21 protein-coding genes, 3 tRNA genes and 3 pseudogenes are annotated in these 26,079 nt (G+C 64.6%); 20 read left to right on the forward strand and 7 right to left on the reverse strand.

Annotated elements, in window-relative coordinates:
* The first annotated feature begins 51 nt into the window (after nt 1-51).
* The 10 genes and pseudogenes from JI743_RS11225 (at nt 52) to JI743_RS11255 (ending at nt 8,165) form a co-directional block, all read left to right on the forward strand.
* Nucleotides 52-2,013, forward strand: coding sequence for an alkyl/aryl-sulfatase (locus tag JI743_RS11225; RefSeq protein WP_201928393.1), 1,962 nt, complete (start codon nt 52-54; stop codon nt 2,011-2,013).
* A gap of 25 nt (nt 2,014-2,038) precedes the next feature.
* The gene (locus tag JI743_RS15180; RefSeq protein ID WP_227340113.1) at nt 2,039-2,569 is read left to right on the forward strand and encodes a PH domain-containing protein; all 531 of its coding nucleotides are present in this window, start codon (nt 2,039-2,041) and stop codon (nt 2,567-2,569) included.
* A complete protein-coding gene (locus tag JI743_RS11230) occupies nt 2,566-4,095 on the forward strand; it encodes a PH domain-containing protein (protein WP_227340112.1) in 1,530 nt (509 codons plus the stop codon). Before JI743_RS15180 ends, JI743_RS11230 begins: the two co-directional genes overlap by 4 nt.
* The gene (gene recJ, locus JI743_RS11235; protein ID WP_201928394.1) at nt 4,092-5,861 is read left to right on the forward strand and encodes a single-stranded-DNA-specific exonuclease RecJ; all 1,770 of its coding nucleotides are present in this window, start codon (nt 4,092-4,094) and stop codon (nt 5,859-5,861) included. Before JI743_RS11230 ends, recJ begins: the two co-directional genes overlap by 4 nt.
* A gap of 92 nt (nt 5,862-5,953) precedes the next feature.
* Nucleotides 5,954-6,029 (forward strand) — tRNA-Glu (locus JI743_RS11240).
* Nucleotides 6,030-6,080: 51 nt separating this feature from the next.
* Nucleotides 6,081-6,155 (forward strand) — tRNA-Glu (locus JI743_RS11245).
* A gap of 161 nt (nt 6,156-6,316) precedes the next feature.
* Nucleotides 6,317-6,694, forward strand: coding sequence for an Arm DNA-binding domain-containing protein (locus tag JI743_RS15185; RefSeq protein WP_227340111.1), 378 nt, complete (start codon nt 6,317-6,319; stop codon nt 6,692-6,694).
* A gap of 72 nt (nt 6,695-6,766) precedes the next feature.
* A pseudogene (locus JI743_RS15400) lies at nt 6,767-6,841 on the forward strand (phage integrase central domain-containing protein); the annotation flags it as partial.
* 197 nt (nt 6,842-7,038) lie between these two features.
* A pseudogene (locus JI743_RS15290) lies at nt 7,039-7,290 on the forward strand (tyrosine-type recombinase/integrase); the annotation flags it as partial.
* 102 nt (nt 7,291-7,392) lie between these two features.
* Nucleotides 7,393-8,165: pseudogene (locus tag JI743_RS11255) on the forward strand (IS5 family transposase).
* 27 nt (nt 8,166-8,192) lie between these two features.
* Here the strand turns inward: JI743_RS11255 and JI743_RS11260 are convergent.
* The 3 genes from JI743_RS11260 to JI743_RS11270 all read right to left on the reverse strand — a co-directional run bounded on the left by JI743_RS11260 (nt 8,193) and on the right by JI743_RS11270 (nt 10,874).
* Nucleotides 8,193-8,618 carry a DUF2497 domain-containing protein gene (locus JI743_RS11260; protein WP_201928395.1) on the reverse strand — a complete coding sequence of 142 codons (426 nt, stop codon included), beginning with the start codon at nt 8,616-8,618 and terminating at the stop codon, nt 8,193-8,195.
* Nucleotides 8,619-8,692: 74 nt separating this feature from the next.
* Entirely contained in the window at nt 8,693-10,126 is a 1,434-nt protein-coding gene (locus JI743_RS11265) for a TolC family outer membrane protein (protein WP_201928396.1), read from the reverse strand.
* Nucleotides 10,127-10,211: 85 nt separating this feature from the next.
* The gene (locus JI743_RS11270) at nt 10,212-10,874 is read right to left on the reverse strand and encodes a protein-L-isoaspartate O-methyltransferase family protein (protein WP_201928397.1); all 663 of its coding nucleotides are present in this window, start codon (nt 10,872-10,874) and stop codon (nt 10,212-10,214) included.
* A 262-nt stretch (nt 10,875-11,136) separates the two neighbouring features.
* Between JI743_RS11270 and JI743_RS11275 the strand changes: the two genes are divergently transcribed.
* Nucleotides 11,137-11,210 (forward strand) — tRNA-Cys (locus JI743_RS11275).
* A 206-nt stretch (nt 11,211-11,416) separates the two neighbouring features.
* Here JI743_RS11275 and JI743_RS15195 read toward each other — a convergent pair.
* Nucleotides 11,417-12,628, reverse strand: coding sequence for an RHS repeat-associated core domain-containing protein (locus tag JI743_RS15195; protein ID WP_498370473.1), 1,212 nt, complete (start codon nt 12,626-12,628; stop codon nt 11,417-11,419).
* Between the two features lie 782 nt (nt 12,629-13,410).
* On the opposite strand from JI743_RS15195, the gene JI743_RS11285 reads away from it, so the two are divergent.
* Nucleotides 13,411-14,076: a transposase gene (locus JI743_RS11285; RefSeq protein ID WP_201928398.1), complete on the forward strand. Its 666-nt coding sequence runs from the start codon at nt 13,411-13,413 to the stop codon at nt 14,074-14,076.
* Between the two features lie 499 nt (nt 14,077-14,575).
* Here the strand turns inward: JI743_RS11285 and JI743_RS11290 are convergent, their stop codons facing one another.
* The 3 genes from JI743_RS11290 to JI743_RS11300 all read right to left on the reverse strand — a co-directional run bounded on the left by JI743_RS11290 (nt 14,576) and on the right by JI743_RS11300 (nt 18,555).
* The gene (locus JI743_RS11290; RefSeq protein WP_201928399.1) at nt 14,576-15,121 is read right to left on the reverse strand and encodes a hypothetical protein; all 546 of its coding nucleotides are present in this window, start codon (nt 15,119-15,121) and stop codon (nt 14,576-14,578) included.
* 189 nt (nt 15,122-15,310) lie between these two features.
* Nucleotides 15,311-16,357 (reverse strand): ACP S-malonyltransferase, encoded by a 1,047-nt coding sequence (locus JI743_RS11295; protein WP_201928400.1) that lies wholly within the window; start codon nt 16,355-16,357, stop codon nt 15,311-15,313.
* Nucleotides 16,354-18,555, reverse strand: coding sequence for a dehydrogenase E1 component subunit alpha/beta (locus JI743_RS11300; RefSeq protein ID WP_201928401.1), 2,202 nt, complete (start codon nt 18,553-18,555; stop codon nt 16,354-16,356). The genes JI743_RS11295 and JI743_RS11300 overlap by 4 nt, the downstream gene beginning before the upstream one ends.
* Nucleotides 18,556-18,720: 165 nt before the next feature.
* Between JI743_RS11300 and JI743_RS11305 the strand changes: the two genes are divergently transcribed.
* Genes JI743_RS11305 through JI743_RS11340 form a run of 8 tightly spaced genes read left to right on the forward strand, consistent with a single transcriptional unit; the run spans nt 18,721 to nt 26,040 of the window.
* Nucleotides 18,721-19,413, forward strand: a complete 693-nt coding sequence (locus JI743_RS11305) for a DUF4129 domain-containing protein (RefSeq protein WP_201928402.1) — start codon at nt 18,721-18,723, stop codon at nt 19,411-19,413.
* The gene (locus JI743_RS11310; RefSeq protein ID WP_201928403.1) at nt 19,410-20,645 is read left to right on the forward strand and encodes a DUF4350 domain-containing protein; all 1,236 of its coding nucleotides are present in this window, start codon (nt 19,410-19,412) and stop codon (nt 20,643-20,645) included. The genes JI743_RS11305 and JI743_RS11310 overlap by 4 nt, the downstream gene beginning before the upstream one ends.
* A complete protein-coding gene (locus tag JI743_RS11315) occupies nt 20,611-21,600 on the forward strand; it encodes an AAA family ATPase (protein WP_201928404.1) in 990 nt (329 codons plus the stop codon). Before JI743_RS11310 ends, JI743_RS11315 begins: the two co-directional genes overlap by 35 nt.
* A complete protein-coding gene (locus JI743_RS11320) occupies nt 21,597-22,913 on the forward strand; it encodes a DUF58 domain-containing protein (RefSeq protein ID WP_201928405.1) in 1,317 nt (438 codons plus the stop codon). The genes JI743_RS11315 and JI743_RS11320 overlap by 4 nt, the downstream gene beginning before the upstream one ends.
* 8 nt (nt 22,914-22,921) lie before the next feature.
* Nucleotides 22,922-23,947: a stage II sporulation protein M gene (locus tag JI743_RS11325; RefSeq protein WP_201928406.1), complete on the forward strand. Its 1,026-nt coding sequence runs from the start codon at nt 22,922-22,924 to the stop codon at nt 23,945-23,947.
* Entirely contained in the window at nt 23,944-24,819 is an 876-nt protein-coding gene (locus JI743_RS11330) for an RDD family protein (RefSeq protein WP_201928407.1), read from the forward strand. Before JI743_RS11325 ends, JI743_RS11330 begins: the two co-directional genes overlap by 4 nt.
* Nucleotides 24,806-25,507, forward strand: a complete 702-nt coding sequence (locus JI743_RS11335; protein ID WP_201928408.1) for a nitroreductase — start codon at nt 24,806-24,808, stop codon at nt 25,505-25,507. The genes JI743_RS11330 and JI743_RS11335 overlap by 14 nt, the downstream gene beginning before the upstream one ends.
* Before the next feature lie 2 nt (nt 25,508-25,509).
* The gene (locus JI743_RS11340) at nt 25,510-26,040 is read left to right on the forward strand and encodes a hypothetical protein (protein WP_201928409.1); all 531 of its coding nucleotides are present in this window, start codon (nt 25,510-25,512) and stop codon (nt 26,038-26,040) included.
* Nucleotides 26,041-26,079: the final 39 nt, after the last annotated feature.

The following is a 26,079-nucleotide window of genomic DNA, read 5'->3' on the forward strand; positions in this document are numbered from 1 at the left end:
TGCCAAGCGCGGGTGCGCGGCGCAAGCTGCGCGCAAAACGGGGAGGATGACATGCACCGACTGACCGCGCTGCTGCTCGCAGCCAGCATTGCCAGCACCGCCGCCGCGCAGGACGCCGCCAGTGAGGCGACGCGCGCCGCGCAAGCCGACATTGCCGCGCGGCTCGCGCTCGACGACCCGCGCGACATGGCGAACGCGACGCGCGGCAAGATTGCCGAGATCGCGGACGGGGTCATCGTCGCAAGGGACGGGCGCGTCATTTGGGACCGGCGCCCCTATGCCTTCCTGAATTCCGCAACGGCGCCCGATACCGTCAACCCGTCGCTCTGGCGGCAGGCGCGGCTCAACGCCGTCCACGGGCTGTTCGAGGTGGTGCCGGGGCATATCTGGCAGCTGCGCGGCTATGACCTGTCGGTGATGACGGTGATCCGCGGCAGGTCGGGCTGGATCATCGTCGACCCCCTGCTGTCCGAAGAGGCCGCGGCGGCAAGCTGGAAGCTGTTCAGCGACACCGTCGAGGTGAAGGATGGCAAACGCCCGATCAAGGCGATCCTCTTTTCGCACAGTCACAGCGATCATTTCGGCGGCGTGGGCGGCATCGTCACCCCCGAACAGGTTGCGCGCGAAAAGATCCGCATCATCGCGCCGCACGGCTTTTCGGAGGAAGCAACGTCGGAGAATATCCTCGCGGGCAATGCGATGAGCCGCCGCGCGCTTTATATGTTCGGGTCGATCCTGCCGCCGGGGCCGCAGGGGCAGGTCGATACGGGGCTGGGGCCGCGGCTGTCGGCGGGCACGATCGGCTATATGGAGCCGACCGAGACCGTGCCCGCCACCGACGCGACGTTGAGCATCGACGGGCTGGCGTTCGAATTTCTCGACGCGGGCGGGACCGAAGCGCCGTCGGAATTCGTCTTTTACGTGCCCGCCTTCAAGGCGCTCCACACGACCGAGGTCGTGACGCGCAACCTCCACAATGTCCTCACCTTGCGCGGCGCGCAGGTCCGCGACGCGCTGCGCTGGTCGAAGGTCATCGACGCCGCGCTGCTCAAATGGGGCGGCAAGGCCGAAGTCGCGCTCGCGTCGCACCATTGGCCGACCTGGGGCGCGGACGAGGTGTCCGAACTGCTCGCGAACCAGCGCGACGCCTATCGCTATGTCCACGACCGCGCACTGTTCCACGCCAATCGCGGCGCGACCTTGCACGAGATCGCCGAGGCGACAGCCGAAGCGCCGGTGCAAAGCCGCGATTTTTCGACGCGCGGCTATTATGGGACGCTCAATCACGATCTGAAGGCGGTGTATCAGCGCTATTTCGGCTGGTGGGACGGCAACCCCGCCACTTTCAATCCCATTCCGCCCGAAAAAAGCGCGCCCAAATATGTCGCGCTCGCGGGCGGGGCCGACAAGCTGCTCGCGGCGGGCAGGGCGGCGATTGCCGCAGGCGACTATCGCTGGGCCGCCGAACTTCTGGGCAAGCTGGTGTTCGCCGAGCCGGATAACACGGCGGCACGCGACGCGCTCGCCTCGGCCTATGACCAGATCGGCTATCAGGCCGAATCGGGGGCGTGGCGCAACTATTATCTCGCCGCCGCCGCGACGCTGCGCGGCAATGCGGTCGCCGCAGGCACCGACAATGGCCGCAGCCGAAGCTTCGTCCGCGCGATCCCGACCGAGGTCTTCTTCGACGCGCTCGCGACGCGCTTCGACGCCGAAAAGGGCGCAGCGCTGACCGGCACCTTCCAGTTCATCCTGCCCGACAGCAAGGAGGCAGTCGCGGTGGTCGTCGGCGGCGGGGTCGAGTTTCCGCGCTTTGGCGTCACCGACGCCGCGCCGACCGCCACGGTGACGATCGACCGCGCGACGCTCGACGACATCATGCTCGGCGCGGCGCAATTCCCTGCGCTGATGCAGGCGGGCAAGATACGGATCGACGGCGACCGCATGGCCTTTCTGACGTGGTTCGCACTCCACCCGACCGCCGATCCCGCCTTCAATATTGTTGTGCCCTAGGAGGCTGTCCCGTAATCGGAGATCCATGACCGACATCGCCGCAGCGCACCCGACCGACCCGTTCGACCCTGCCGCCATCAATGCGGCAGAAGGGCTCGATCCGGTCGATCCCGCTTTCACCCATGTCCTGCGCGTCACCGCGCTTCTCAACATGGTGCCGCTTGCTATCGGACTCAGCGTCGCCGACCGGCTGCTGATGCCCGCCATCGACGGTCCTTATGGGCTGGTGACGACACTCGCCTGGCTCGTCGCCGCAGCGGTAGTGCTCGTCTTTCCGTCGCGGCGCGCGCAGCGCTGGGGGTTCAAGATCGGCGAGGGGCAGCTCCGCGTCGCGCGCGGCTGGCTGTTTCGCACCGATACGATCGTCCCCTTTGTGCGCGTCCAGCACATCGATGTCGGGCAGGGGCCGATCGAGCGCTGGTTCGGCCTGTCGCACCTGATCGTCCACACGTCGGGGACGCACAACAGCACGGTGACCTTGCCCGGCCTTCCCGCCGACCTCGCCGCCGCGATGCGCGAGACGATTCGGCGGCATATCCAGACCGATTTCGCATGACCGACGGCGCGGTTCCGCTGCCCGTCGTCGATGCGGGCGCCGACGAGCCGGCGTGGCAGCGGCTGCACGCCGCGACGCTCGCGCTCGCGGTGGTCAAGCTCGGGCCGCGCTCGCTCAACTTCCTTCCCGCACTCGCCGCCATCGGTATCGCGGGGCGCTGGGCCTATGTCGTTCCGGCGTTGCTGGTCTTCCTCCTCGTCTCGCTCGTCTTTGCCTGGGCGGCGTGGCTGCGCTTTCGCTTCCACGTCGGCACCGACGAGGTGGTGATCGAAAGCGGTGTGTTTGCGCGCCAACACCGCACCATCCCCTTCGACCGCATCCAGGACGTCAGCATCGAACAGGGCCTCGTCGCGCGCGCGCTCGGCATCGCCAAGGTCGGGTTCGAGACGGGCGCGGGCGGCAAGGAGAATGACGCCAGCCTCGATTCGATCGCGCTCGACGCCGCGCAGGCGCTGCGCACGACGATCCGCACGCATCGCAGTGTGCCCGCTGTTCCGACCGTATCCGGCAGCGCGCCAGACGCCCCCGTGGAGGCGACCGAAGACCGGCTGCTCTTCGCGATGGGGCCGCGCCGGCTTTTCGTCGCGGGGCTGTTCAACTTCTCGCTCGCCGCGCTCGCGGTCTTCGGCGCGGCGATGCAGTTTTTCGACGATCTTCTGCCCTTCGACTTCAACATCTTTGACCCGCGCGACTGGATCGATATTGCCGAGGATTATGGCCTCGACGCGTGGGTCGCCGCGCACCGCTGGGTTGCGGGCATGGGCGCGGCGCTGTCGCTGATCTTCATCGGCTTTGCGAGCGGCGTCGTGACGATGGTCTTTGCCAATTGGGGTTTCCGTCTGACGCGCGAGCCGCGCGCGCTGCGCCGCACGCGCGGGCTGACGACGCGAACCGACGTCGCCATCCCGGTGCGCCGCGTGCAGGCAGCGATAGTCATGACCGGCTGGTTCCGCCGCCGCTTCGGCTGGCACGAGCTGCGTCTGCAAAGCCTTGCGAGCGATGGCGGAAAGGAAGCCGATCATCAGGTTGTGCCATTTGGACAATATGACGAAATCGACCCGGTGCTTGCCGAAATCGCGATCCGCCGACCCGGCGAACAGGCCGAATGGCAGCGCAGCCACGGAATCATCGCATTGGGCGGGCTTGCGGGCGCGGTCTTTGCGGCAGTCGGCGGCATCATCGCGCTCGCGCTCGGCCAACCGCTCGGATGGCTGGCATTCGCAGCCGTCCCGTTGATCGCCGCGGGCGCGATCGTCGGCGCGCGCACACACCGCTGGACCGACCTTGGCGACCAGCTTGCGATCCGCCGCGGCATCTGGAAACCGCGCGTGACCTTGCTCCCGTTCGCGTCGATCCAGAGCGTCGACCTGCGCACCGATTTCGTCCAGCGCCCACTTGGCCTCGCGAGCCTCGCGTTCGGCGTCCCCGGCGGCAGTGCGCTGTCGGCGCACGAAATTCCCGCGATCCCCGCCGAAACCGCGCAGGCGCTGCGCGCGCGCATCCTCGCTGCGGGGGGCCGGGCATGAGCGACGCCGCGCTCGGCATCACCTGCTCGATCGCCGGCCAGCCGTGGCGCTGGCGCGCGACGAGCGCGGCGATGGGCGGCGACACGCTCGCCCCCGACGATCTCGTCACCCAGCTGCTGCTCGCGCGCGGGGTCGAGCGCGCCGACCTCGACCGCCACCGCGCGCCGACCCTGCGCGGCTTCATGCCCGATCCGTCGATCTTTCGCGACATGGACGCCGCCGCGGCGCGGCTCGCCGATGCGGTCGAGGCGAAGGAGGCGGTGACGATCTTCGGCGATTATGACGTCGACGGCGCGACCTCGGCGGCGCTGCTCGTCCGCCTGCTGCGCGGGCTGGGCGTCCCCGTGGACGCCTATATCCCCGACCGGCTGATGGAGGGTTATGGCCCGTCGGGCGCCGCGCTCGTCAAGATCGGCGAAGCGGGGTCGCGGCTCATCGTCACGGTCGACTGCGGCGCGCAGGCGTTCGACGCGATTGCCGAAGCCAATGCGGCGGGGGTCGAGGTGATCGTCGTCGACCATCACCAATGCGCGACGACGCTGCCCCAGGCCTTTGCTGTCGTGAACCCGAACCGCCTCGACGAGGCCGTCGATGCGGCGATCCACGGCAATCTGGCGGCAGTCGGCGTCGCCTTCCTGCTGGGCGCCGCGCTGCTCCGCACCTTGCGCGCGCGCGGCTTTTTTGCGCAGCGCGACGAGCCCGCGCTGATCGACCTGCTCGATCTCGTCGCGCTCGGCACCGTCGCCGATGTCGCGCGGCTCACCGGTTTCAACCGCGCGCTGGTGACGCAGGGGCTGAAGGTGATGGCGCGCCGCGGCAACATCGGCCTGTCGGCGCTGATGGACGCCGCACGGCTGACCAAGCCGCCCGGCGCGAGCGACATGGGTTTTGCGCTCGGCCCGCGGATCAACGCGGGCGGGCGCGTCGGAAAATCGGACCTGGGCGTGCGCCTGCTGACGACGACCGATCCGCAGGAAGCCGCCGACATTTCGCAGGAGCTCAACCGCCTCAACGAGGAACGCCGCGCGATAGAGGCCGCCGTGCTCGACGAGGCGATCGTCGCAAGCGCCGCCTGCGCCAACGCGCCCGTCGCGCTCGTCGCGGGGGCGGGCTGGCATCCCGGCGTCATCGGTATCGTCGCGGGACGGCTCAAGGAGCGGCTCCACCGCCCCGCGATCGTCGTCGCGATCGACGATGACGGCGTCGGCAAGGGGTCGGGACGCTCGATCGGCGGGGTCGATCTGGGCGCCGCAATCCTCGCGGCCAAGGAATCGGGGCTGCTCGTCGCGGGCGGCGGGCATGCGATGGCGGCGGGGCTTACCGTTGCCGCCGACAAGATCGACGCGCTCGGCGCGTTCCTGAACGACCGTCTCGCCGCCGACGTCGAGCGCGCGAGCGGCGACAAGGCGCTGCTGATCGACGCAGTGCTCGCGCCGCGCGGGATCAATCCCCTGTGGTGCGAGGCGATCGAGAGCGCGGGTCCCTATGGCGCCGGCTGGCCCGCGCCGCGCGTCGCGACCGGGCCGGTGCGCATCGTCGAATCGGGGATCGTCGGCACCGACCATCTGCGCCTGATCGTATCGGGCGACGACGGCGCGCGGTTCAAGGCGATCGCCTTTCGCGCGGCCGAGACCGACCTCGGCCAAACGCTGCTCCACGCGCGCGGCGGGCGCAAGCTGTGGCTCGCTGGCCGCGCGAAACGCGACGATTGGGGCAGCCGCCCCGCCGCCGAACTGCATCTGGAAGATGCCGCCTGGGCCGAATGATCGCGGCCCCGCGCAATATTTTTGCGCGCCGCGCCGCCAGTCGGCTTGACCGCACCGGCACGCGCGTCTAAGGCGCCGCTTCACCGAGTGACGGCCCCTTCGTCTAGCGGTCTAGGACGTCGCCCTTTCACGGCGAAAACACGGGTTCGAGTCCCGTAGGGGTCACCATCTCTCCGGCGCGCGGTCGGCGCGTCCGCCCAACAAAATCCCGACCAATACGGCCCCTTCGTCTAGCGGTCAGGACGCGGCCCTCTCACGGCTGAAACACGGGTTCGATTCCCGTAGGGGTCACCAACATCCTCTCTCAGAGGGTGCCAAACAGTCTCATAAATGGCTGTTTTCCGCGACTTTTGTGATATGAGGTCTCATGGCGAGCGGCCGTGTACCACTTCATACCAGCAATCTGATGGTAGATTTGATGGAATGTCGCCGCTCCCGATTCGGGAGATGCCATCATGGCGTTTTCGGCTGTCGCCATCCGAAACGCAAAAGCACGCGACAAGGCCTATAAGCTCACCGACGGAGACGGCCTCTATCTCATGGTGATGCCCAGCGGCGCGCGCTACTGGCGGATGAATTACCGGTTCCTCGGGAAGCAAAAGACACTGGCCTTCGGCGTGTGGCCGGACACCGGCCTCGCGGAAGCCCGCGCGCGGCGCGACCATGCACGGCGTCTCATCGCGCAAGGCGAGGATCCAGCCGAACGCGTGAAGCTCGACCGTATCGCCGCGACCGTTGCCGCCGCGAACAGCTTCAAGGCGGTCGCGGACGAATGGCTCGTCAAAATGGAGAGTGAGGGTCGCGCGCCTGTCACGATGAAGAAGCTGCGGTGACTCACCGGCTTCATCAATGCCAGCATCGGAACCCGGCCCATTGCGTCGATTTCAGCACACGAGCTGTTGGTCATGCTGCGAAAGATGGAAAGCCAAGGGAAGTATGAGACCGCGAAACGACTGCGAAGTACCTGCTCCAAAATCTTCCGCTTTGCGATCGCCACTGCGCGTGCCGACCGTGACGTCGCTGCGGACCTTGGCGGTGCGCTGATCGCGCCGCGGCCGGTCCATCGACCGGCGATCACCACCGAGAAAGCGGCAGGACCGCTTCTCAGGGTCATAGAAGGGTTCGACGGGCATCCCCGACCACCAAGGTGGCGCTTCGCCTTCTCCCGCATGTGTTCGTGCGCCTTGGGGAGCTTCGCCACGCCGAATGGGAGGAGTTGGACCTCGCCAACGCGGAATGGAGGATCCCGCCTCACAAGACGAAGATGCGCCGCGCGCATTTCGTCCCTTTGTCGAGGCAGGCGCTCGAGATCATTGGTACGATCGAGCATGATGGGTCGTTCAGCCGCTATCTATTTCCTTCCCTCCGGTCGGTCGACCGCCCGATGTCCGAAAATACGATCAGTGCCGCACTGCGGCACCTCGGCTATGCTCAGGACGAAATGACCGGCCATGGCTTTCGGGCAATGGCATCATCCCTCCTCAACGAAATGAAACTGTGGCACCCCGATGCCATATGGAGGTCAGCATGGATGGATCGACAGGAACTGAGCGACGCGCTTTGGGAGCGGATTGAACCTTATCTTCCGGGGAAGGCGAGCGATCCTGGCCGGACGGGGCGGGACAATCGATTGTTTGTCGAGGCTGTTTTGTGGCTGGCGCGTTCCGGCGCGCACTGGCGAGTATTGCCGAAGGAGTTCGGGCGCTGGCACACTGTCTACCAGCGCTTCAACCGCTGGTGCCGCAGCGGCGTTTGGGAGAATCTTTTCAAGGCTTTGAGCGACAATGCCGACTTCGAGTACATCCTCGTCGACAGCACCATCGTGCGGGCGCATCAGCACAGTGCCGGTGCCCCAAAAAAAGTGATCGATCCGAAGATCGGTTTGAAGCTCACGCGCTGGGACGCTCCAAGGGCGGGCTGAGCACAAAGGTCCATGTAGCGACCGACGCTTTGGGCAACCCGGTTCGCTTCATTCTGACCGGCGGCGAACGCAACGACATCACCCAGATCGAGGGGCTTCTCGCTGGGCTGCGCACAAACCATGTCCTCGCCGACAAAGGCTATGATGGCAGACGCGCCATGGATGCGATCGCCGCAGCGGGCGCAAGGCCGGTCGTCCCGCGACGAAAGATTACCGCAGCTTGGCGAGCCTTCGACGCATCCCTCTATAAAGACCGCAATCTGATCGAACGCTTCTTCAACAAGATCAAACACTTCAGAAGGACCGCTACCCGATACGATAAACTCGCCCGGAACTACGCCGGCTTCCTCAATCTCGTCGCTGCTCTCATATGTTGCATGTGAATGTAAACACCGCCTAGGGTCAGGATCCTAGCCGCGCTTGCCGGTGATGCGGCTGATCTCGCGCGCGACGAGCGTTTCGACGAGTGACGGCAGGTTGGTGTCGAGCCATTCCTTGAGCATCGGGCGCAGCGCCTCGATCACCACATCTTCCATCGAACGCCCGTTGCTCGGCGGGGTGGTGGCCACGGCGGCGGTCGCAACCGGCGTCACCGCGGCGGTGAGCGCCTCGATCGACTGGCGCGCGGCATCGGCGCTCGCCGCGGAGACCAATTCCTCTTTGGCTGTGTCGTCGGCGGTGGACGCATCGGCTTCGGTCGTGCCGAGGTCGAGAATGTCGTCCTCATTGGCGGCGGGAGCCTCGCGCGCGGGCGCAGGCGCCTCGTCGCGCGCGATCACGCGGCGGATCGACGACAAAATATCTTCCATTGACGGCTCGCGCGACAGATCGCCCATAAGACCCCCTTTACCCCACGAACTTCGGGCGGTTAACCGCAACCTTACCGTTTCGGGGCGCGAATTGCCAAGCCTTATTGTGCCGACGGCGTCGGCGGGCCTTCGGGCGCGTTTGCGTCGGCGGCGGGCACCGCGCGCGTGTCGGTTGCCTGTTGCTGGGGTTTCGGGTCGTCGGCCCAATCCCAGATCTGGCCCTTGACGCGGCGATAGTTGACTTCGGGGTCGTAGAACGCGCCGCCCTCGATACCAAGGTCGCGGGCTTCGGCTTTGCCCATTGCCGCAAGCAGCGAAAAGGCGGCGACATAGCTGTTGCGCTGCGCCGAAACGAGCTGGACCTGAGTATTCAGATATTCCTGCTCGGCGTTCAAGATGTCGAGGATCGAGCGGGTGCCGACGCTGTTCTCGGCGCGCACGCCTTCCAGCGACAGGGCGTTGGCACTCACCGCCTGTTCGGTCGCGGCGATCACGCGCTCATTGGCTTGCCATGCGGCATAGGTGCCACGCGTTTGCGCGATCACGTCGCGCTCGACCGCTACATAATTTTCAATCGCCTGGCTCGTCTGCGCCTGTGCCTGGCGAACGCGCGCGGAAGCGCGGCCTCCCTGAAAGATCGGGAGCGTCATCGACACGCCGGCGATCGTGCTCGTCGTCGTATTTTCCGACGTCGTGTTGCCCGCGGGTATCGAATTGAGATTGTTGTTATATCCGCCGGTGACCGTCGCTGATACACGCGGCGCGCGCGTCGCTTGTGCCGCGCCGATGTCGGCGCGCGATGCGTTGAGTCGCTGGTTCGCCGCTTCGATATCGGGATTGGTGGTAAGCGCGATCGCGACAGCCTCTTCGGCGGTGGTGGGCAGATTAGGCAGCGGCGGAGGCGGCTGGAGGTCGGTGGGTGCGTCGCCAACAAGGCGGATATAGGATTCGCGGCTGCGGATCAGGTTCGATTCGGCCGTGCGCAGGTCGCCCTCGGCGAGCGCGAGCCGCGCTTCCGATTGCGCGACGTCGGTACGCGTCAGGTCGCCGATCTCGAACCGGTCGCTCGTGGCTTGCAGATTGGTGCGCAGCACCGACACATTTTTCTGGTTGAGCTGAACGATCGCCTGATCGCGGATCACGTCCATATAGGCGCCGACGACCTGCGCGAACACGCTTGCTTCGGTCGCGCGCAAATCGGCCTGTCCGGCCTCGACGCGATATTTTGCTGCCCGCACTGCGTTGCGCACCGCGCCGCCCTGATAGATGGGCACCGAAAGCTGCGCCCCGGTCGCAAAGGTCCGGCCCGGCGTGAAAAAGCTGTTGCCGGGCAGCACCAGATTTTCCTGAAAGTCGGCGCTGACGCCAACGGAGGGCAGACCCGATGCTTTCTGGATCGGGACGTTTTCATCATTCGCGCGCTGACCGGCGCGCGCCGCGGTGAGCGTTGGATTATTCTCATAAGCCTTGGCGAGCGCGCCTTGCAGCGTCTCGGCCTGCGCCTGCGACGAGAGGAGCAGGGCGCCGAGCGCCATGCCGGAAAGCCAACGGGCGCGTTTGGAATGCTGGGCAATCTTCATATCGTGCATCGTCGTTTCCGCTGGAGGGGAGGGCCGAAGGTTAGAATGAAAACCCGCGCGGCGCCGCAAAGCCGGGCAGCAGTGCGACGTCCATGTCGGCAAAGCTGCGCAGCGTGATTGCGCCGCCTGCCTTGATGCCGTGGACGAGCCTGGTCACGGCTCCCTCGCGCTTTGCTGCAACGAGCTTCCCGCCGTCGGCAAGCTGGGATGTGATGGCATCGGGCAATTGCTCTATCGCGCCATCGATCAGGATGCAGTCGAAGGGCGCGGCCTTGCGCACGCCCTCGACGAGCGGGCCTTCGATCCATCGAATCGCTGGGTTGGTCGCGGCGGTGCGCGCCGCTGCCATCAGTTCGACTTGTTCCTCGAGCGCATGGACTTCGGCGCCGAGAGTGGCAAGCAACGCCGCAACATAGCCGGTCGCACTGCCGACAAGCAGCACGCGCATACCGGGACGGATCGCCGCCGCGACAAGCATCCGTCCGGTAACGAGCGGTGGATTGAGCATGCGTCCGTGGCCAAGAGCAATTGGACGGTCGTTATAGGCCACCGCTGCCAACGCGCTGGGGACATGCGCTTCGCGTGGCACAGCCGCCATCGCGCCGACAACGGCGGGGTCGATGACGTCGTTGGTCCGCAGCTGGCTGTCGATCATTGCAGCTCGCATGTCTGTTGCGGAAAATTCGCTAAATTTGGTCGCCATTGATGCAATCCGTTGTCAGGAATCTCTACATTCGCCGGACGGCTCTAGCCTAAGCCATGCTGTATTGCAATAGTAATACAGCGAAGGCGCCCGTATGTTCGCGGCGCATAGCGTTCCGTGGCTGCGCCGCCAACCCCGCTTCGTTTCGTGCTCCAGATAGGGAGAGGCGCCGACCCGGCGCCGATCGGTATTTTCCGAATTGACCGATTGCCAGTGCGGGGCGAAATGGCTAGGGGCGCTCAACCACGCTTGTCTGCGTCGAGGCCCGATGGCGGAGTGGTGACGCAGCGGACTGCAAATCCGTATACGCCGGTTCGATTCCGGCTCGGGCCTCCAATAACCGGTCGGCAGATGGTTGCTGATGGTTGAAAAACTCTCGATTTTCTGCTAGTTATGAGGCATTTACTGATTGTCGGTGATGGTCTCTGCTTGTCCGTAATTGCGGCCGTTGGGGGCCTTTTCGGGGCAGGAGAGGCCCCCATTTGCGCGAGCCCCCCCCATGGCGCTGACAGATGCTGCGATCCGAAACGCCAAGCCTAGGGTCAGGACCCATTAATTACGCGTACGAGGTTTGAAGCGATTTTGTTCAGTGCGAGGAGGCAAGACGACGGAATATGTCGATATTTCGAGGCTTGCCGACGAAGCAATGGACAAAATCGGTCAGATCCCGGAGGGACGCCGAAATGGCTTCGATCTCGCGCCCGCGCGGCCTTGCGGGTAGCGATGCTACCCGCTGCACCCGCCCGGACCCGATATCTTCGCCATTTCGACGCCTCGAACGCGCAATTAATGGGTCCTGACCCTAGTAATTCATTTTCAGCCGCACCGCTACAACTCGGGAGGAACTCTACTCCGTTGTTTTGCGGCGGCGGAATCCAACCTCCGTCGCTGCCCCGCGTCCATCCCCCTGCCTCCTTCTGCGCCGGTGTGCCGAGACCACCGATACCCGTGTTCCAATAACCGGCACCGTCCGCACAATTACCGTAGCAACTCCACTGCCATTTTGCGAGACCTGTAGCGCCGCTCGGATCCACACCATTCACCGGATCGCCCCCGACATAGGCGTACCAGTTCATCCCGTCGGCATAGCCGATGGGATCGGTCTGCAGGAACCGCCCGAGCGTGGGTGAGTAGATGCGCGCCTTGTAATACCACATGCCCACCTCGGGGAGCCATGTCTGGCCCGTGTAGCCGAACCGCCCGATATTGCCGGGCGCGGGGATGCCGTACTCGTCATAGGCGTTGATCGCGATCGTCGCCCCCGCGCTGTCGGTGATGCTGACGATGCTGCCGCGCTCGTCGGCCATCAGGAAGCGGCGGTCGCCCGTCCCGCTGCCTTCGTACCAGACGATCGCATTGTCGATGCCGGGGCCGTGCACATAGCGGCGCTGCACCGCATTGCTCGCATTATATTCAGCGATCAGGTCGATGCCGTCATATTGGAAGCGCGTCGTGACACCGCCACCAACGGTCTGATAGAGCCGCCCGAGCGGATCATAGCCCAGCGTCGCACCCGCAGGCCCCGTCTTGAGCAGATTCTCCGCGGTGTAGGTAAAACCGTTCGTCCCGTCGTTGACGAGGTTCCCCCGCGCATCATAGCTGAACCCGATCCCGCCCGCGCTCATGATCCGGTTCAGACCGTCGGCGATGTAGGTCCGGTCGACATTGTAATGCGCCTGCCAGGCGTAGGCGTCATTCGTGCGCGTCACGCTCGCGATCTGGCTCGCCGGACTATAGCTGAACGTCTGCGTCAGATCGTGCGTCGTCGCCGGAACGGCCGGGAATTAAGTCGGGGCTATCGTACCTGTTACCATGATTCCATTTCCACCTATCGGCGGAAGTACGATATTGCCCTACCGACCATTAGAGGAACTGGCCAGATAAGAAATAAGATTACAGCCCATGTAATTGGATTATTATAAGGGTTTTCATTACCAAATGAGCCTTCTTGATACCTGAACAAGCAGCCTTGGTCAAGAGCAATAAGCACAGAAAATATGATTATGGCTATGTATAGCACAAAATATGACAACAATATCATATCAATAATTTTCATTGTCTAGTTTCCTTCAGCTTTATTGTATGCAGTTCGAGATGGGCCACCTTTCCAGAGACCCGTTACAATCAAGCCAAGAGAATAGACCATGCCAGCTGCAACAGCTTTTACATTAGCATCAGGACGCCCAAACTCCTTTATCGCAATGGCTCCGGCTATAAAAAGTCCTAAAACACCGTCGCAATATTCTTTTCCGGATTGCGCGGCATAACACGCATCATGCCAAGCACATGCCTCACCCCAGTTACCATCCGGAACCCACCCAGATCCTTCTGATCCACAATAATCCTTCGGAGACGCAGCAACCGCGTTTGACCCACTCGAAACGTCAGCAAATCCTGCCGTTCCATATCCTAAGGGAATACTTGGATTACGGTGGGATTACGGTGACAGGTGCATAAACCCCTAAACTGATCCATTCCGGCGCCAACTGGCTTTTCGCTGGATTGATCCTTCGGCCGGCTTGACCGAGACGGGGGCATGGCCAGATTACGTCGCATCGTCCTTCCCGGCATCGCGCACCATATCACGCAGCGCGGCAACCGGCGCGAGCGCACCTTCTTCGAGGATGGGGATTATGCCCTCTACCTTGATCTGCTTGCCGACGCGTCGCGAAACGCGGGCGTCGCGATATGGTCCTACTGCCTGATGCCAAATCATGTGCATATCATTGCGGTGCCGTCCGACGAGGACGGGCTGCGGCGGGTCTTCCGTCACGTCCACCGCCACTACACCGGATATGTCAATGCGCGGCTGCGCACGACGGGGCATTTGTGGCAGGGCCGGTTCAGTTCGGTGGCGATGGACGAGGCGCATCTGGTCGCGGCCCTGCGCTATGTCGCGCTGAATCCCGTCCGCGCGAAGCTTGTGAAGCAGGCGAGCGATTGGCAATGGTCGAGCAGCCGGGCGCTTTGCAGCGCTGAGGACGACGGCATCGTCATCGTCGCACCGGCGCTGGAACGGGTAGGAGATTTTACTGCCTTTCTGGACGAGGCCTTCGATGAAGCCTTCACTTATGCCGCTCTTCGCAAAGCGGAGCGTATCGGCAGGCCGGTCGGTTCCCTGCAATGGCTGGAGGATATGGAGGCGAAGACAGGCCGCGCGCTCAAGCCACAGAAGCGCGGGCCCAAGCCGCAAAATATTTAGGGGTTATTGCACCTGTCACCGTAATTCCATTTGGAGTTAAGCAAACTGTCACCGTAACGCCCTATAGCATACCGCCAACTTATACAACACGTAAATAGTCGGAGTCATGATTGAAATAGTGAAAATACTTATCTCATAAATGGTAGAGTGATTTATATAAATCGACAATATCATTATAGATGTAAATATGACCAAGAGAATAACGTATCTATGAAATTCATTCTTAATTATTATAGATAATATTAATAATAGCAGTATCGGGGCAATCATAATTGAATAATATATCATTGCAAGAAACTTCATCATGTCCAATCCGTGCTTTGATACCGAGGGGGTGGATGCGAAGAATCCCGTTAATGCGCTCAAAAAGAACACGAAAACGGAAATCAGAAAGAACGCTACGATATCTCGATACATAGAATTGAAGATCCCAAGTGAATCAGTTTTCAAGCTCGTTCCTTATAGCTTTATCCATTGCATTAAACTGGCGAGGTCCACCTCATTGGTTCGCGGCTGCATTAAAGGCTCCTCCGTAATAGTTGGTCCCCTTCCCGTGGGTAATTGAATACCAAGCTCCACTTGAAAGTTGAATGGCATTTCTGTTAATCCATCCGCTGTGTAGAGCGTGATTCGGAAGGGTAACGTTTGATATTGTTAGACCCCCAGATCCAACATAGGACTTAACATCGCCAATATAGACGCCAAAAATTCGTACCGGATAGGTGTTGCCACTGACAATTTTTTGGTCACCGTCCCCACCTGGAATGCCATATTGGACTTGCGAGTACACTGCACCAACCTCCGCGGCGGTACAACCAGCCGATGCTGCGCAGATGAGATTTGGTCCTGCAATGTAGTCGTGATCGCCGAGCAGTACGCCATCGGCGCTTGCCAGCTGGACCCCAACTAGTGCGGAAACCGTACCATCAAATGATGCCCTTCCAAGCAAGTAGCTTGTGACTGCCCTTATTGCCTCGCGCCGCGCAATTCCTGACACTTGAGGCATGTTGCTGTCTACTGCTGCCTTTGCAGCAGATTGAGCCATTGACCAAGTTGTTGGCGCAGTACTCGCCGTGGTATAACAGCGACTGCCCGCAGGGCAACCATTGCCTAGCTGGCTAAACACCGTTCCGGTCGGATCCACACCATTCACCGGATCGCCCCCGTCGCCGTCCCCACCTGGCGGCGGATCCCAAGTGGGCCGGCGGAAGCACCCGCGCCTCCGCCGGCCCATTCATTTGGTAACCAGCGCGCGCTGTTCGGCGCGGCCCATCGACAAAAGGATCGGGTCGCGCGCTTGCCGCGCCATGAAATCGGCCTTGCTGCCGATCCCCTGCCATTCGATGCCGATCAGCGCCTGCGCGATCGCACCGCCGAGCGTGTCGCCCGGCCCCGGCAGGATGATGACGTCGGGCGCATATTCCTTGACCGCGACCTGCACCGACAGGGTGAAATCATAGGGGGCAAGGATCTGGTGGCCGAAGGTGTAGTCCCACATCGCCGCCGGATCGCTCGAATGGCAGCGCCAGATATGGCCGCGCCCGTCAACGAGCGGGAGGGACGGCACGCCGACAAGCGATGACGAAAGCTCAGCGCGCGCGCGGTCGGCGCTCCCCTGCATCAACGGCGTGTGGAATGGCCCGTGGCCCGCGAGCCGCAGCGGGTCGCGCCCCGGCGTCGGCGGCGCTTCGGCAAGCAACGCGGCGAGCCCCGCCTCGTCACCCGCGAACAGCAGCATCCCGCCGAGGTCGATCGACAGCGACAGTGCATGCCCCGGCCGCGCCGCGATGTCGGCGACGAGCGCGAACATCGCATCGCGCAGCCCCGGGACGGCGCGCCAATCCTCGTCGACGATCTGGAACAAGAGCTGCCCGCCCGGCCCGTGCGCCTGGCTGTTCGTCCCCATCGCATTGGCAATGCGAAAGCCGTCGGCGACCGACACGGCGCCGCCCATCGCGAGCGCGCTGTACCAGCCCATCGAATTGCCCGCGACGGCGACGACATTATAGGCCTCGCGGTCGATGCTGAGGAAATCGAGGATCGAGGCGGAGTAGATCAGCGGTGCCGCGACGTCGCCGCGCATGTGGAGCGCGACGCTGAAACGGTCGGCGCCGTCGAGTTCACTCACCGTCGGTTCGCCGCGCGCTGTGCGCTGCGCGTCGAAATCGGCGATTTGCTCAGAAAAGCGGAGTCCATGCAGGCGCGCAATGCTGCCGAGCTCGGCCTTGCCATAGGTGCCGCGTCCGGGGGCGATGACGAGGGCGGACTTGCGCGCGGTCATGCCAAAAGCTCCTTCGCGGCGGCGACGATCGAATCGCGGCTCGGCAGCGTCAGCGTCGCCGCCTTGCCGAGCGGGATGAAGCTGTCGTCGGCGGCGAGGCGCGCGAGCTTCCGATCCGACGCGCGCTCGGTGAAGAGCGCCATCAGCGCTTCGCTCTGCGACCCCGTGATGCGGCATTCGTCGACGATCAATATGCGCTGGGCGTCGCCGACCGCCGCGAGCAGCGCGTCTTCATCGACCGGGCCGAGCCAGCGCAGGTCGATCACCCGCGCCTTCACGCCATCCTCTGCAAGCAGCTTTTCGGCCTGCCGCGATAGATAATAGCCATTGCCATAGCTGACGATGGCAAGGTCGGTGCCGTCGCCATGCACGCCGACCTCGCCGAGGCGGATCGGCTGTCCCGCGCCCGGCGCCTCATAAACGCTGGTCCACAGGCCATCGCCCTCCTCGTGCAGATCGCGCGTCATATAGAGCGCGATCGGTTCGACAAAGACGACGACGCGCTGCTCTTCGCGCGCAAGGCGGACACATTCGCGGAGCATCGCGACGGCATCGCGTCCGTTCGACGGCACCGCCAGGATGACGCCCGGAATGTCGCGAAACACCGCGAGGCTGTTGTCATTGTGAAAGTGCCCGCCGAAGCCTTTTTGGTAGCCGAGCCCCGCGATGCGGATGACCATTGGGTTCGTAAATTGGCCGTTCGAGAAAAAGCTGAGCGTCGCCGCCTCGCCGCGGATCTGGTCCTCGGCATTGTGGACATAGGCGAGGAACTGGATTTCGGGCATCGGGAGGAAGCCGTTATGCGCCATACCGATCGCAAGGCCCAATATCGCCTGCTCGTCGAGCAGCGTGTTGACGACGCGCGCCGATCCGAAGCGCTGGTGGAGCTTTGCCGTAACATTATAGACGCCGCCCTTCGGCCCGACATCCTCGCCCGCGACGATGATTTCCTTGTGCGCGAGCATCAGGTCGGCGAGCGCCCACGACAGGAGCCGCGCCATATGCATCGGCTTGTCCATCTGGCCCGCGTCGCTGCCGAACATCGCCTTGCGGTCTTCGGCCGACGGGGTGTTGACGCGCGGCAGATCGCGCTTCGGCGGGACGATGCTCTCCATGACGGCCGAGGCGGTGGTGAGCCTGGGACGCTTTATCGCCGCTTCGGCCTGGCGCGCGAGCGTCGCGCCGATATCCTCATAGGCGTCGCCGATTTCGGACGCGCTCATCCAGCCCTGTTCGACCATCAGCGCCACGCCGGCGAGCAAGGGATCGCGCGCCTCGTCGGCCTCGATCAGCGCCTTGGGCAGATAGGCACCCTGCACGTCGGAGCCGGCATGGCCGTAAAGCCGCACCGTCGCCATGTGGAGAAATACCGGCCGGCGCGTGCGCCGCGCAAAATCGGCCGCTTCCTTCGCCCCGGCATAGGCCGACACCAGATCGGTGCCGTCGCACTGGATATAATGGAGCCCGGCGCGGTTGCGGAACTGCGCCTCGATCCACCCCGTCGGGGTGCGCGTCGAAATGCCGATGCCATTGTCTTCGCACAGGAAGATCATCGGCATCGGCGTGCCTTGATGCGCTGCCCAGCCCGCGGTGTTGAAGGCGCCCTGCGCGGTCGAATGGTTCGCCGACGCGTCGCCGAAGCTCGCGAGCACGACCGCGTCGGGGGGGAGCGGCAAGTCGCACATCTCCAGTTTTCGGGCGATTCCGATCGAAAAGGCCGCGCCGACCGCTTTCGGAAGGTGCGAGGCGATGGTCGAGGTTTGCGGCGGGATATTGAGCGGCTTTGACCCGATCACCTTGTGCCGCCCGCCCGAAATCGGGTCTTCGGCCGACGCGGCGAAGCTCAGCAGCATGTCCCAGTTCGGCGTCTGCCCCGGCAACTGGCGCGCGCGGTGGAGCTGGAAGGCATTCGAGCGATAGTGGAGAAACGCCATGTCGGTAACGCGCAGCGCCGCCGCGACCGCGGCATTGCCCTCGTGCCCCGACGAACCGATCGTATAGAAACCCTCGCCGCGCGCCTGAAGGTCACGCGACAGCCGGTCCATCTGGCGGCTGGTGAGCTGCGACAGGAAAATATCGACTGCTTCGGTGCGCGACAGCCCCGCTGCCGCCGGATCGGGGGCGCCTTCGCGGCGTCCCGACGCGCCGCGCGCCAACGCCGCCATGAATTTCTCGTGCACCGCCTGCGCTGCGTCCACCCACCATTCTCCCACTCCCGCCGTCTGGTTGCACCCGCAACCATTGACGAACCTCGCGGGCGCTAGAACGCGACAGGTTTGGGTGCAACCCTCTCTTGCGTTGCGCGGCTCGCCCGCGCTACCACGCTTGACGATGAGCAAGCCGGGCGGGGCCATAAATTCAATATGATGACGCTTTGGGCTGCCCAGGCGTCCGTCGCTGCGCCAACCGCGGACGAGGGTTGGCTTATCGACCCCGAGCTTATCGACCCCGGCTATGCCCAGACGGTCGCCGGCGGACAGATACAAACGAGCTTTCCGCCACCCGAACCGCCGCCGCAGACCCCCGATTGGCTGAAAGCGATTTTCGACGCCATCGGCAGCTTTTTCGAATGGGCCGCACCCGCAGGCAAACCGTTGCTATGGCTTGCGGCGGCGGTGTTGCTGCTTGTCATCCTTTATCATTTCGTCCCCGCCTTTGCGCGCTGGGTCGACAATCTGCCGCTGCGCCGCCGCGCTGCCATCGAAGCCGAGGACGGCGTCGGCGAAGCCGAGGCGGGCGCCGCGCGCGCACTGCTGGCCGAAGCCGACGCGCTCGCCGCCGAAGGGCGCTTTGCCGAGGCGGTTCACCTGCTCCTCTATCGCAGCGTCGAGGACATCGAGGACCGTCGTCCGGGGCTGGTGCGCCCGGCGATGACGTCGCGCGACCTCGCCGAAGCGCGCGATCTCCCCGCGGTGGCGCGCGAAGCCTTCAGCCGCATCGCGCGCGCGGTCGAAATTAGCCTGTTCGGCGGCCGTTCGATCGACGCGGGAGCGTGGGAGGCGTGCCGCGGCGCCTATTCGGAGTTGACGGTCGCCCGGAACTGGGCACGCGCATGAGCAAGGCGGGCGCCAGCGATCATGGCTTCAACCCCCGGCTGATCGCCGCGGTGGTCGCGATCGGCGTCGTCGCCTTTGTCGCACTGTGGGCGCTGATCGCGCTCGGACCGCAATTGTCGAACGGCAATGATGGCGGTGGCCACGCCCTGTCGAAATCAGCCCCCGGTTACGCGGGAATTGTCGATCTGAGCGAGCGCGCGGGCGCCGATGTGTCGCTGTGGCGGAGCGTGACCGGACAGGGCTATGAGGACTATGAGTGGCTGCTCGTCCTCACCCCGACGCACCGGACAAAGGCCAGCGAAATCGCCGAAATCCTCGATGCGCGGGGCGGCGACAAGGCATTGGTCGTCCTTCCCAAATGGGCGACGGGTCGTCTGCCCGGACAGGACGTGAAGCCGGGATGGGTCGGCACGGGCTTTCCGGTCACCCCCGACGGCGACCTGCTACCGACCGGCCATTTCGGCGAAGTGACGGTCGAAGCCGCGGCCACCAAGCCACAGCGGATTGCCGCCGAGGTTGCCGGGCAGCGCTTCGCGCTCGACCTTCCGGCCGATGTCCAGACGGTCGAAGGCCCGCAGCTCGAAACGCTGATTGCCGGTCCCAAGGGTGGCGCCGTGCTTGCGCGGCTCGAGGATCGCGATCTTTACATCCTCGCCGACCCCGACCTTATCAACAATCTCGCCTTTGCCTCGCGTGAGAAAGCTGCGGGAGCGGCCATGCTGGTCGACGCGGTGGCCGAAGATGCGGCCATCGACGCGCTCGCCTTCGATGTCACATTGAACGGCTTCGGCGGCCAGCGCTCGCTGCTGCGCTTTGCCTTCGTCCCGCCCTTCATCGGAATCACCTTGTGTCTGATCGCGGCGGGGCTGCTCGCACTTTGGCAGGCATGGATGCGTTTCGGCCCCGCACTGAGGCCGCAGCGTGCCATCCCGATATCGAAGGCGGCGCTGATCGCGAACAGCGCCGACCTCATCAAGCAGGCGAGGCGCGAACTCGACGGCGCCGACGCCTATGTGACGAGCCAGCGCAGCGCAATTGCACGGCGGTTGCACGCTCCCGCCGGTCTCGACGCCCAAGAAACCGACGCATGGATCGACAAGCATATGCGTCCCGGCGGCGAGCTGTTTTCGGCGCTCGCCCGGCGCCTGCCGCTCGCGCGCAACCGCCACGAATTCCTTGCAGACGCGCAGGCGCTGCATGCCATCAGAAAGGACCTTCTCCGTGACAGCTAATCCTATCGAGCGCGTGCAGGCGCTCGGCGCCGCGATCGACGCCGAGGTCGCAAAGGCGGTGTTCGGCCAGCATGACCTGACGCGCATGGTCACGATCGCGTTGCTCGCGGGCGGGCATGTGCTTCTCGAAGGCCCGCCGGGAACTGCCAAGACCTTGCTCGCGCAGGCCTTTGCCCGCGCGGTCGGGCTCGATTTCGGGCGCATCCAGTTCACCCCCGACCTGATGCCAGGCGATATTTTGGGGTCGAACCTGTTCAACTTCCAGACGTCAAACTTCACCCTGACCAAAGGGCCGATCTTCACCGAATTGCTGCTCGCCGACGAGATCAACCGCACCCCGCCCAAGACGCAGGCCGCGCTCCTCGAGGCGATGCAGGAGCGCCGCGTGACGATCAATGGCGAGCCACACGCGATGAGCCCGCGCTTCACCGTGCTCGCAACGCAGAATCCGATCGAACAGCAGGGCGTCTATCCGCTCCCCGAAGCGCAGCTCGACCGTTTCCTGTTCAAGCTCGTCGTCGACTATCCCGACGCCGACGAGGAACGGCGCATCGTCGCCGATCATGGCGGGCGCTTCAAGAGTCCCGCAGTCGCCGATTTCGGCGTCGAACGGATCGCCGATGCAAAAGTGATTGCGGACGCCATCGACGCGATTGCGAGCGTGCGGCTGGCCGAGGAGATCGTCGACTATATTGTCCGCCTGGTCCGCGCGACGCGCGAGAGCGCCGATCTTGAATGCGGCGCAAGTCCACGCGCCGCGACCTTGCTTGCGCGCGCCGCCTGCGCCGCCGCGGCGCTCGACGGGCGCGACTATGCCATCCCCGACGACGTCCAGCGCCTCGCCGCAGGCGTGCTGCGCCACCGAGTCATCCTGTCGGCCGCCGCCGAGATCGAAGGACGCAGTGTCGAGCAGATCGTCGCCGCGCTGCTCGAGCATGAGGAAGTGCCGCGGTGATTTACCCCACCCGGCGCGCCATCTACCTGCTGCTGTTAGGCGCTCCGATGGCGCTTGCGCTCGGGCTGGTGCGGCCCGAATATTGGCTGGTGGCGCCCGGCTGGATCGCGGTGATCCTCGCCTGCATCCTCGTCGATGCAATAGCCGGCGCCAATCCGCGCCACGTCGCGCTCGACGCGCAATTTCCCCATCAGGTCGGCGTCGGCGATCCGTTCGACCTGACGCTCGCCGCGCGCGGAAGCCGCCTGCCGCCGCGTGCCGAACTGGCGCTCGCACTCGACGAGCGACTCGCGGCGGGCGGGCGGTTCGCGGAAAATCTGTACCGAAGCGCCGACGGGACCGCGCTCGCGACGTCGCTGCGGTTGAGCGCGGCGCGGCGCGGGCAGGCGCTTGTCGAGGCGCTCTGGCTGCGCTGGGCGGGGCCGCTCGGGCTGGTTTGGAAGCAACGCAAATTCGCGATCGGTCGTGCAATCAGCGTACTGCCCAGCCTGCGCGCGGTCGCCGAGGAAGGAAGTCGGCTGTTCCAGCGCGACAGCTGGTTCGGGCTGCGCCAGCAGCGCCTTCGCGGCGAGGGAACCGAATTCGAGGCTCTCGCCGATTATCAGCCCGGAATGGACCGGCGCTCGATCGACTGGACCGCGTCGGCGCGCCATGTGCGGCTGCTTGCCAAGGAATATCGTGTCGAGCGCGACAATCGCGTCGTGCTGGCGATCGACGCGGGGCGCACGATGGCCGAACCGGTCGACGGCATGCCGCGCGTCGACCGCGCGGTATCGGCGGCGCTGCTTCTTGCCTATGCGGGGCTCAAGCTCGGCGATCGCATCAGCCTTTATTCCTTTGCCGCCAAGCCGCTGGCCTTGACCCCCGCCTATATGCACACGCAGGATTTCCCGGCACTCCAGCGTGCGGCGAGCCTGATCGACTATGCACATGTCGAAAGCAATTTCACGCTCGCGCTGGCGAGCCTGTCGGCGCAACTCAACCGCCGCTCGCTCGTCATCATCTTCACCGAATTCACCGACGCGACGAGCGCCGACCTGATGATCCGCGCGGCGCGGCGCATGGTCAGCAAGCACCGCCTGCTGTTCGTCGTCGTCAAGGACGAAGAGGTCGAGGCCGAGGAGAGACGGCGCCCCGAAAGCGCCGCCGACATCACCCGCGCGAATGTCGCGGCGGCGATGCTGCGCGACCGGCAGCTGGTGATCGCGCGGCTCCAGCGGCTCGGCGCCGATGTCATCGAGGTTCCCGCCGATGCGATGGGCGCGGGCGTCGTCGAGGCCTATCTTGGCATCAAGCGAAAGGGCAGCCTGTGATTCCCGCCATGCCCGCCCAGCGCAGCGTCGATGCACCGGGTTTTTCGACGCGCCGCTTTCGCGAGGAGCGCGAGGCCGATTGGGTCGCGTTCGACGCGTTGCTCGCCAAATTGGAAAAGAAAGGCGCGACCGCGCTGACGAGCGACGAACTGCTCCAACTCCCCATATTGTACCGCGCGACGCTCTCGTCGCTGTCGATCGCGCGCGCGACGAGTCTCGACAAGGCGCTGCTCGACCATCTCGAAGCCCTATCGATGCGCGGCTATTTCCTCGTCTATGGCGTGCGCGAATCGCGCGCCGCGCGCCTTCGTCGCTTCATCCTTTACGACTGGCCCGCCGCAGTGCGCGCGGTATGGAAGGAAACGATCGTCATCGCGCTGGTGATCCTTCTCGGCGCGATCACCAGCTGGTCGCTCGTCGCGAGCAATCCCGAATGGTATTATAATTTCGTCCCCGACGAGATGGCGGGCGGGCGCGACCCGCGCGCCTCGGTCGAGTATCTGCGATCGACGCTGGGGCACGGTCCCGATGCGGAAAGTGAGCGGAGCGGCCTCCACGTCTTTGCGACCTTCCTCTTCACGCACAACAGCGGCGTGTCGATCATGTCCTTTGCGCTTGGCTTTGCCTTTGGCGTGCCGACCTTGATGCTCGAATATTATCAGGGGATCTGGCTCGGCGCGATGCTCGCGGTCTTCACGTCGAAGGGCCTCGGCGTCGACTTCGGCGGCTGGCTGTTCATCCACGGCACGACCGAGCTGTTCGCCGCCGCGCTTTCGGGCGCCGCGGGACTTCGGATCGGAACTGCGGTGCTGTTTCCAGGCGCGTGCGGGCGGTTGCAGGCTGCGGCCCATGCCGGGCGCACGGCGGGCAAGGTGATGGTGGGGGTGATCGCGATGCTGCTTGTCGCGGGGCTGCTCGAGGGCTTCGGCCGCCAGCTCATCACCGATACGGCGATGCGCTACGGCATCGGGACGCTGATGATCGCCTTCTGGTTCGGCTATTATTACATCCCGCGGCGCGAGGACGCCGCATGACCGACGCCGCAACCGCCCTCGCCAAGCGCCGCGCAGCGCAGGCGGGCAAGGTCCGCCAGTTCGTGACCCCCGAGGGGGTCGATCTCGAACTGCGGATTGCGAGTGCGAGCCTGCGTTTCGGCGCGCTGATCGTCGACCTGACGCTGATCGCATTGGTATTGATCCTCTTTTCGTTCGGCGCGGCTTATGCCGGTTTTGCTTCGGGTTCCGACATTGTGCTGAGCATCTGGATGCTCGGAGCCTTTGTCCTCCGGACCTTCTGGTTTCTCGGCTTCGAGCTCGGCGCGCGCGCAGCGACGCCGGGCAAAAGGCTGATGGGTATTCGCGTCGTTGCGCGCGACGGCGGGCGGCTCACCGCCGATGCGGTCGTGGCGCGCAACCTGATCCGCGAGCTCGAACTGTTCCTGCCAATGATGATGATCGGAAACGGCGCGGCCGAAGACAATGTCGCGGGCTGGACAATCCTGGCCGGGGTTATCTGGTCACTGACGCTCAGCCTGTTCCTGCTGTTCAATCGCGACCGCATGCGGATGGGTGACCTGATCGCCGGAACATGGGTGGTGATGGCGCAGCGCGCCAAACTCGACAGCGAGATTGCGACGAGCGAGGCGGAAGGCGGCGCGATGCGCTTCAGCGACGCCGAACTGTCGGTTTATGGCATCTATGAACTGCAGGAACTCGAACGTGTGTTGCGCACCCGCGACGCGCGCGCGATGCGCGAGGTCGCCGATGCAATCCGCAGCAAGATCGGCCGGCCGGTCGCCGAAGAGGATGACGTCTTTCTGCTTTCCTATTACCGCCAGCTCAAGGAACGGCTCGAACGCGGGCTGCTGTTCGGGAAAAGGCGGGAGGATAAATATGCCAGCGACTGACAATCAGGGGGCGGATATCGGCGTGACGCAGGCGCTGCATCGGCGCCGGTCGGTCCGCGCCTTTACCGACAGGGCGGTCGACCCCGCGCTGCTCCGCGATATTTTCAACGCCGCCCAGCGCGCTCCCTCGGGCGGCAACCTCCAGCCGTGGCAGGCGGTGGTGCTCACCGGCCCACCCTGGCAAGCGGTGAAGGATGCGGTCGCCGGACGCATTGCGATGGGTCGCGAGGGCTATCAGCCCGAATATGACATCTATCCCAAGGGTCTGGTCGACCCGTGGGAATCGCGGCGTTTCGGCGTCGGCGAAGCGCTCTACGGCGCGCTCGAGATCCCGCGCGAGGACAAAAAGGCGCGGCTCGCTCAATTCATGGACAATTACCGTGGCTTCGGCGCACCGGTGATGCTTTTCCTCCATTGCTCGCGCATCATGGGTCCGCCGCAATGGGCCGACATGGGCATGTGGATGCAGTCGGTGATGCTGCTGCTCGTCGAAGCCGGACTCGCCAGTTGTCCCCAGGAATGCTGGGCGATGTATGGCGAAACGGTGCGAAAGACGCTCGGACTGGACGACGGGCAGATACTCTTTTCGGGCCTCGCGATCGGCTATGCCGACGCGACGCAGCCGGTGAACCAATGGCCGGTCCCGCGCGTCGGGATCGACGAAGCGATCGAATGGCAGGGATTTTGAAGATGAAGCTGGCACCGCGCAATGCGCACATTGGATTAAGCGCCGCCGCGATGTTGGCGATGGCAGGCTGTTCGGCGATCCCGACGCCCGAAGCGCCGCCGCCCCCGGCGCCGCAGCCCGTCGCCGCGCCGCTCGCCCCGACGCCCGCGCCGCTCACCCCGGCAAAGCCGTGGGACGAGCGCGCCGTCGATGTCGGCGCGTGGCGCTATGATGCCGGAAGCCGGACGGCCGCCTTTGTCCCGACGGGAAGCGCATCGCCGCTCGTCAGCCTCGCCTGCGCCGGTGGCTCGATCCGTTTGGCGGCCGACGTCGGCGAGCCCGGTCAGGCGTCCGACGTCCACCTCCAGACCAGCGCGGGAACGGACCGCCTGCGTCTCGACAGCGGCGCGGTGAGCCTGTCAGCGCGCGATCCGCGCCTCGACCGCATCGCCTTCAGCCGCGGGCGGTTTGCAATCGAGGCCGACAACGGCCGCGCGCTGACGCTGCCCGTCCAGTCCGAAATCGGCCGCGTGATCGAGGATTGTAGGGGATAGAGCGCGCGTCGGCTTTGGGGTGGAAATTTGCCGCTAAAT

This window comes from Sphingopyxis jiangsuensis (assembly GCF_016734905.1).
Taxonomy (GTDB): domain Bacteria; phylum Pseudomonadota; class Alphaproteobacteria; order Sphingomonadales; family Sphingomonadaceae; genus Sphingopyxis; species Sphingopyxis jiangsuensis.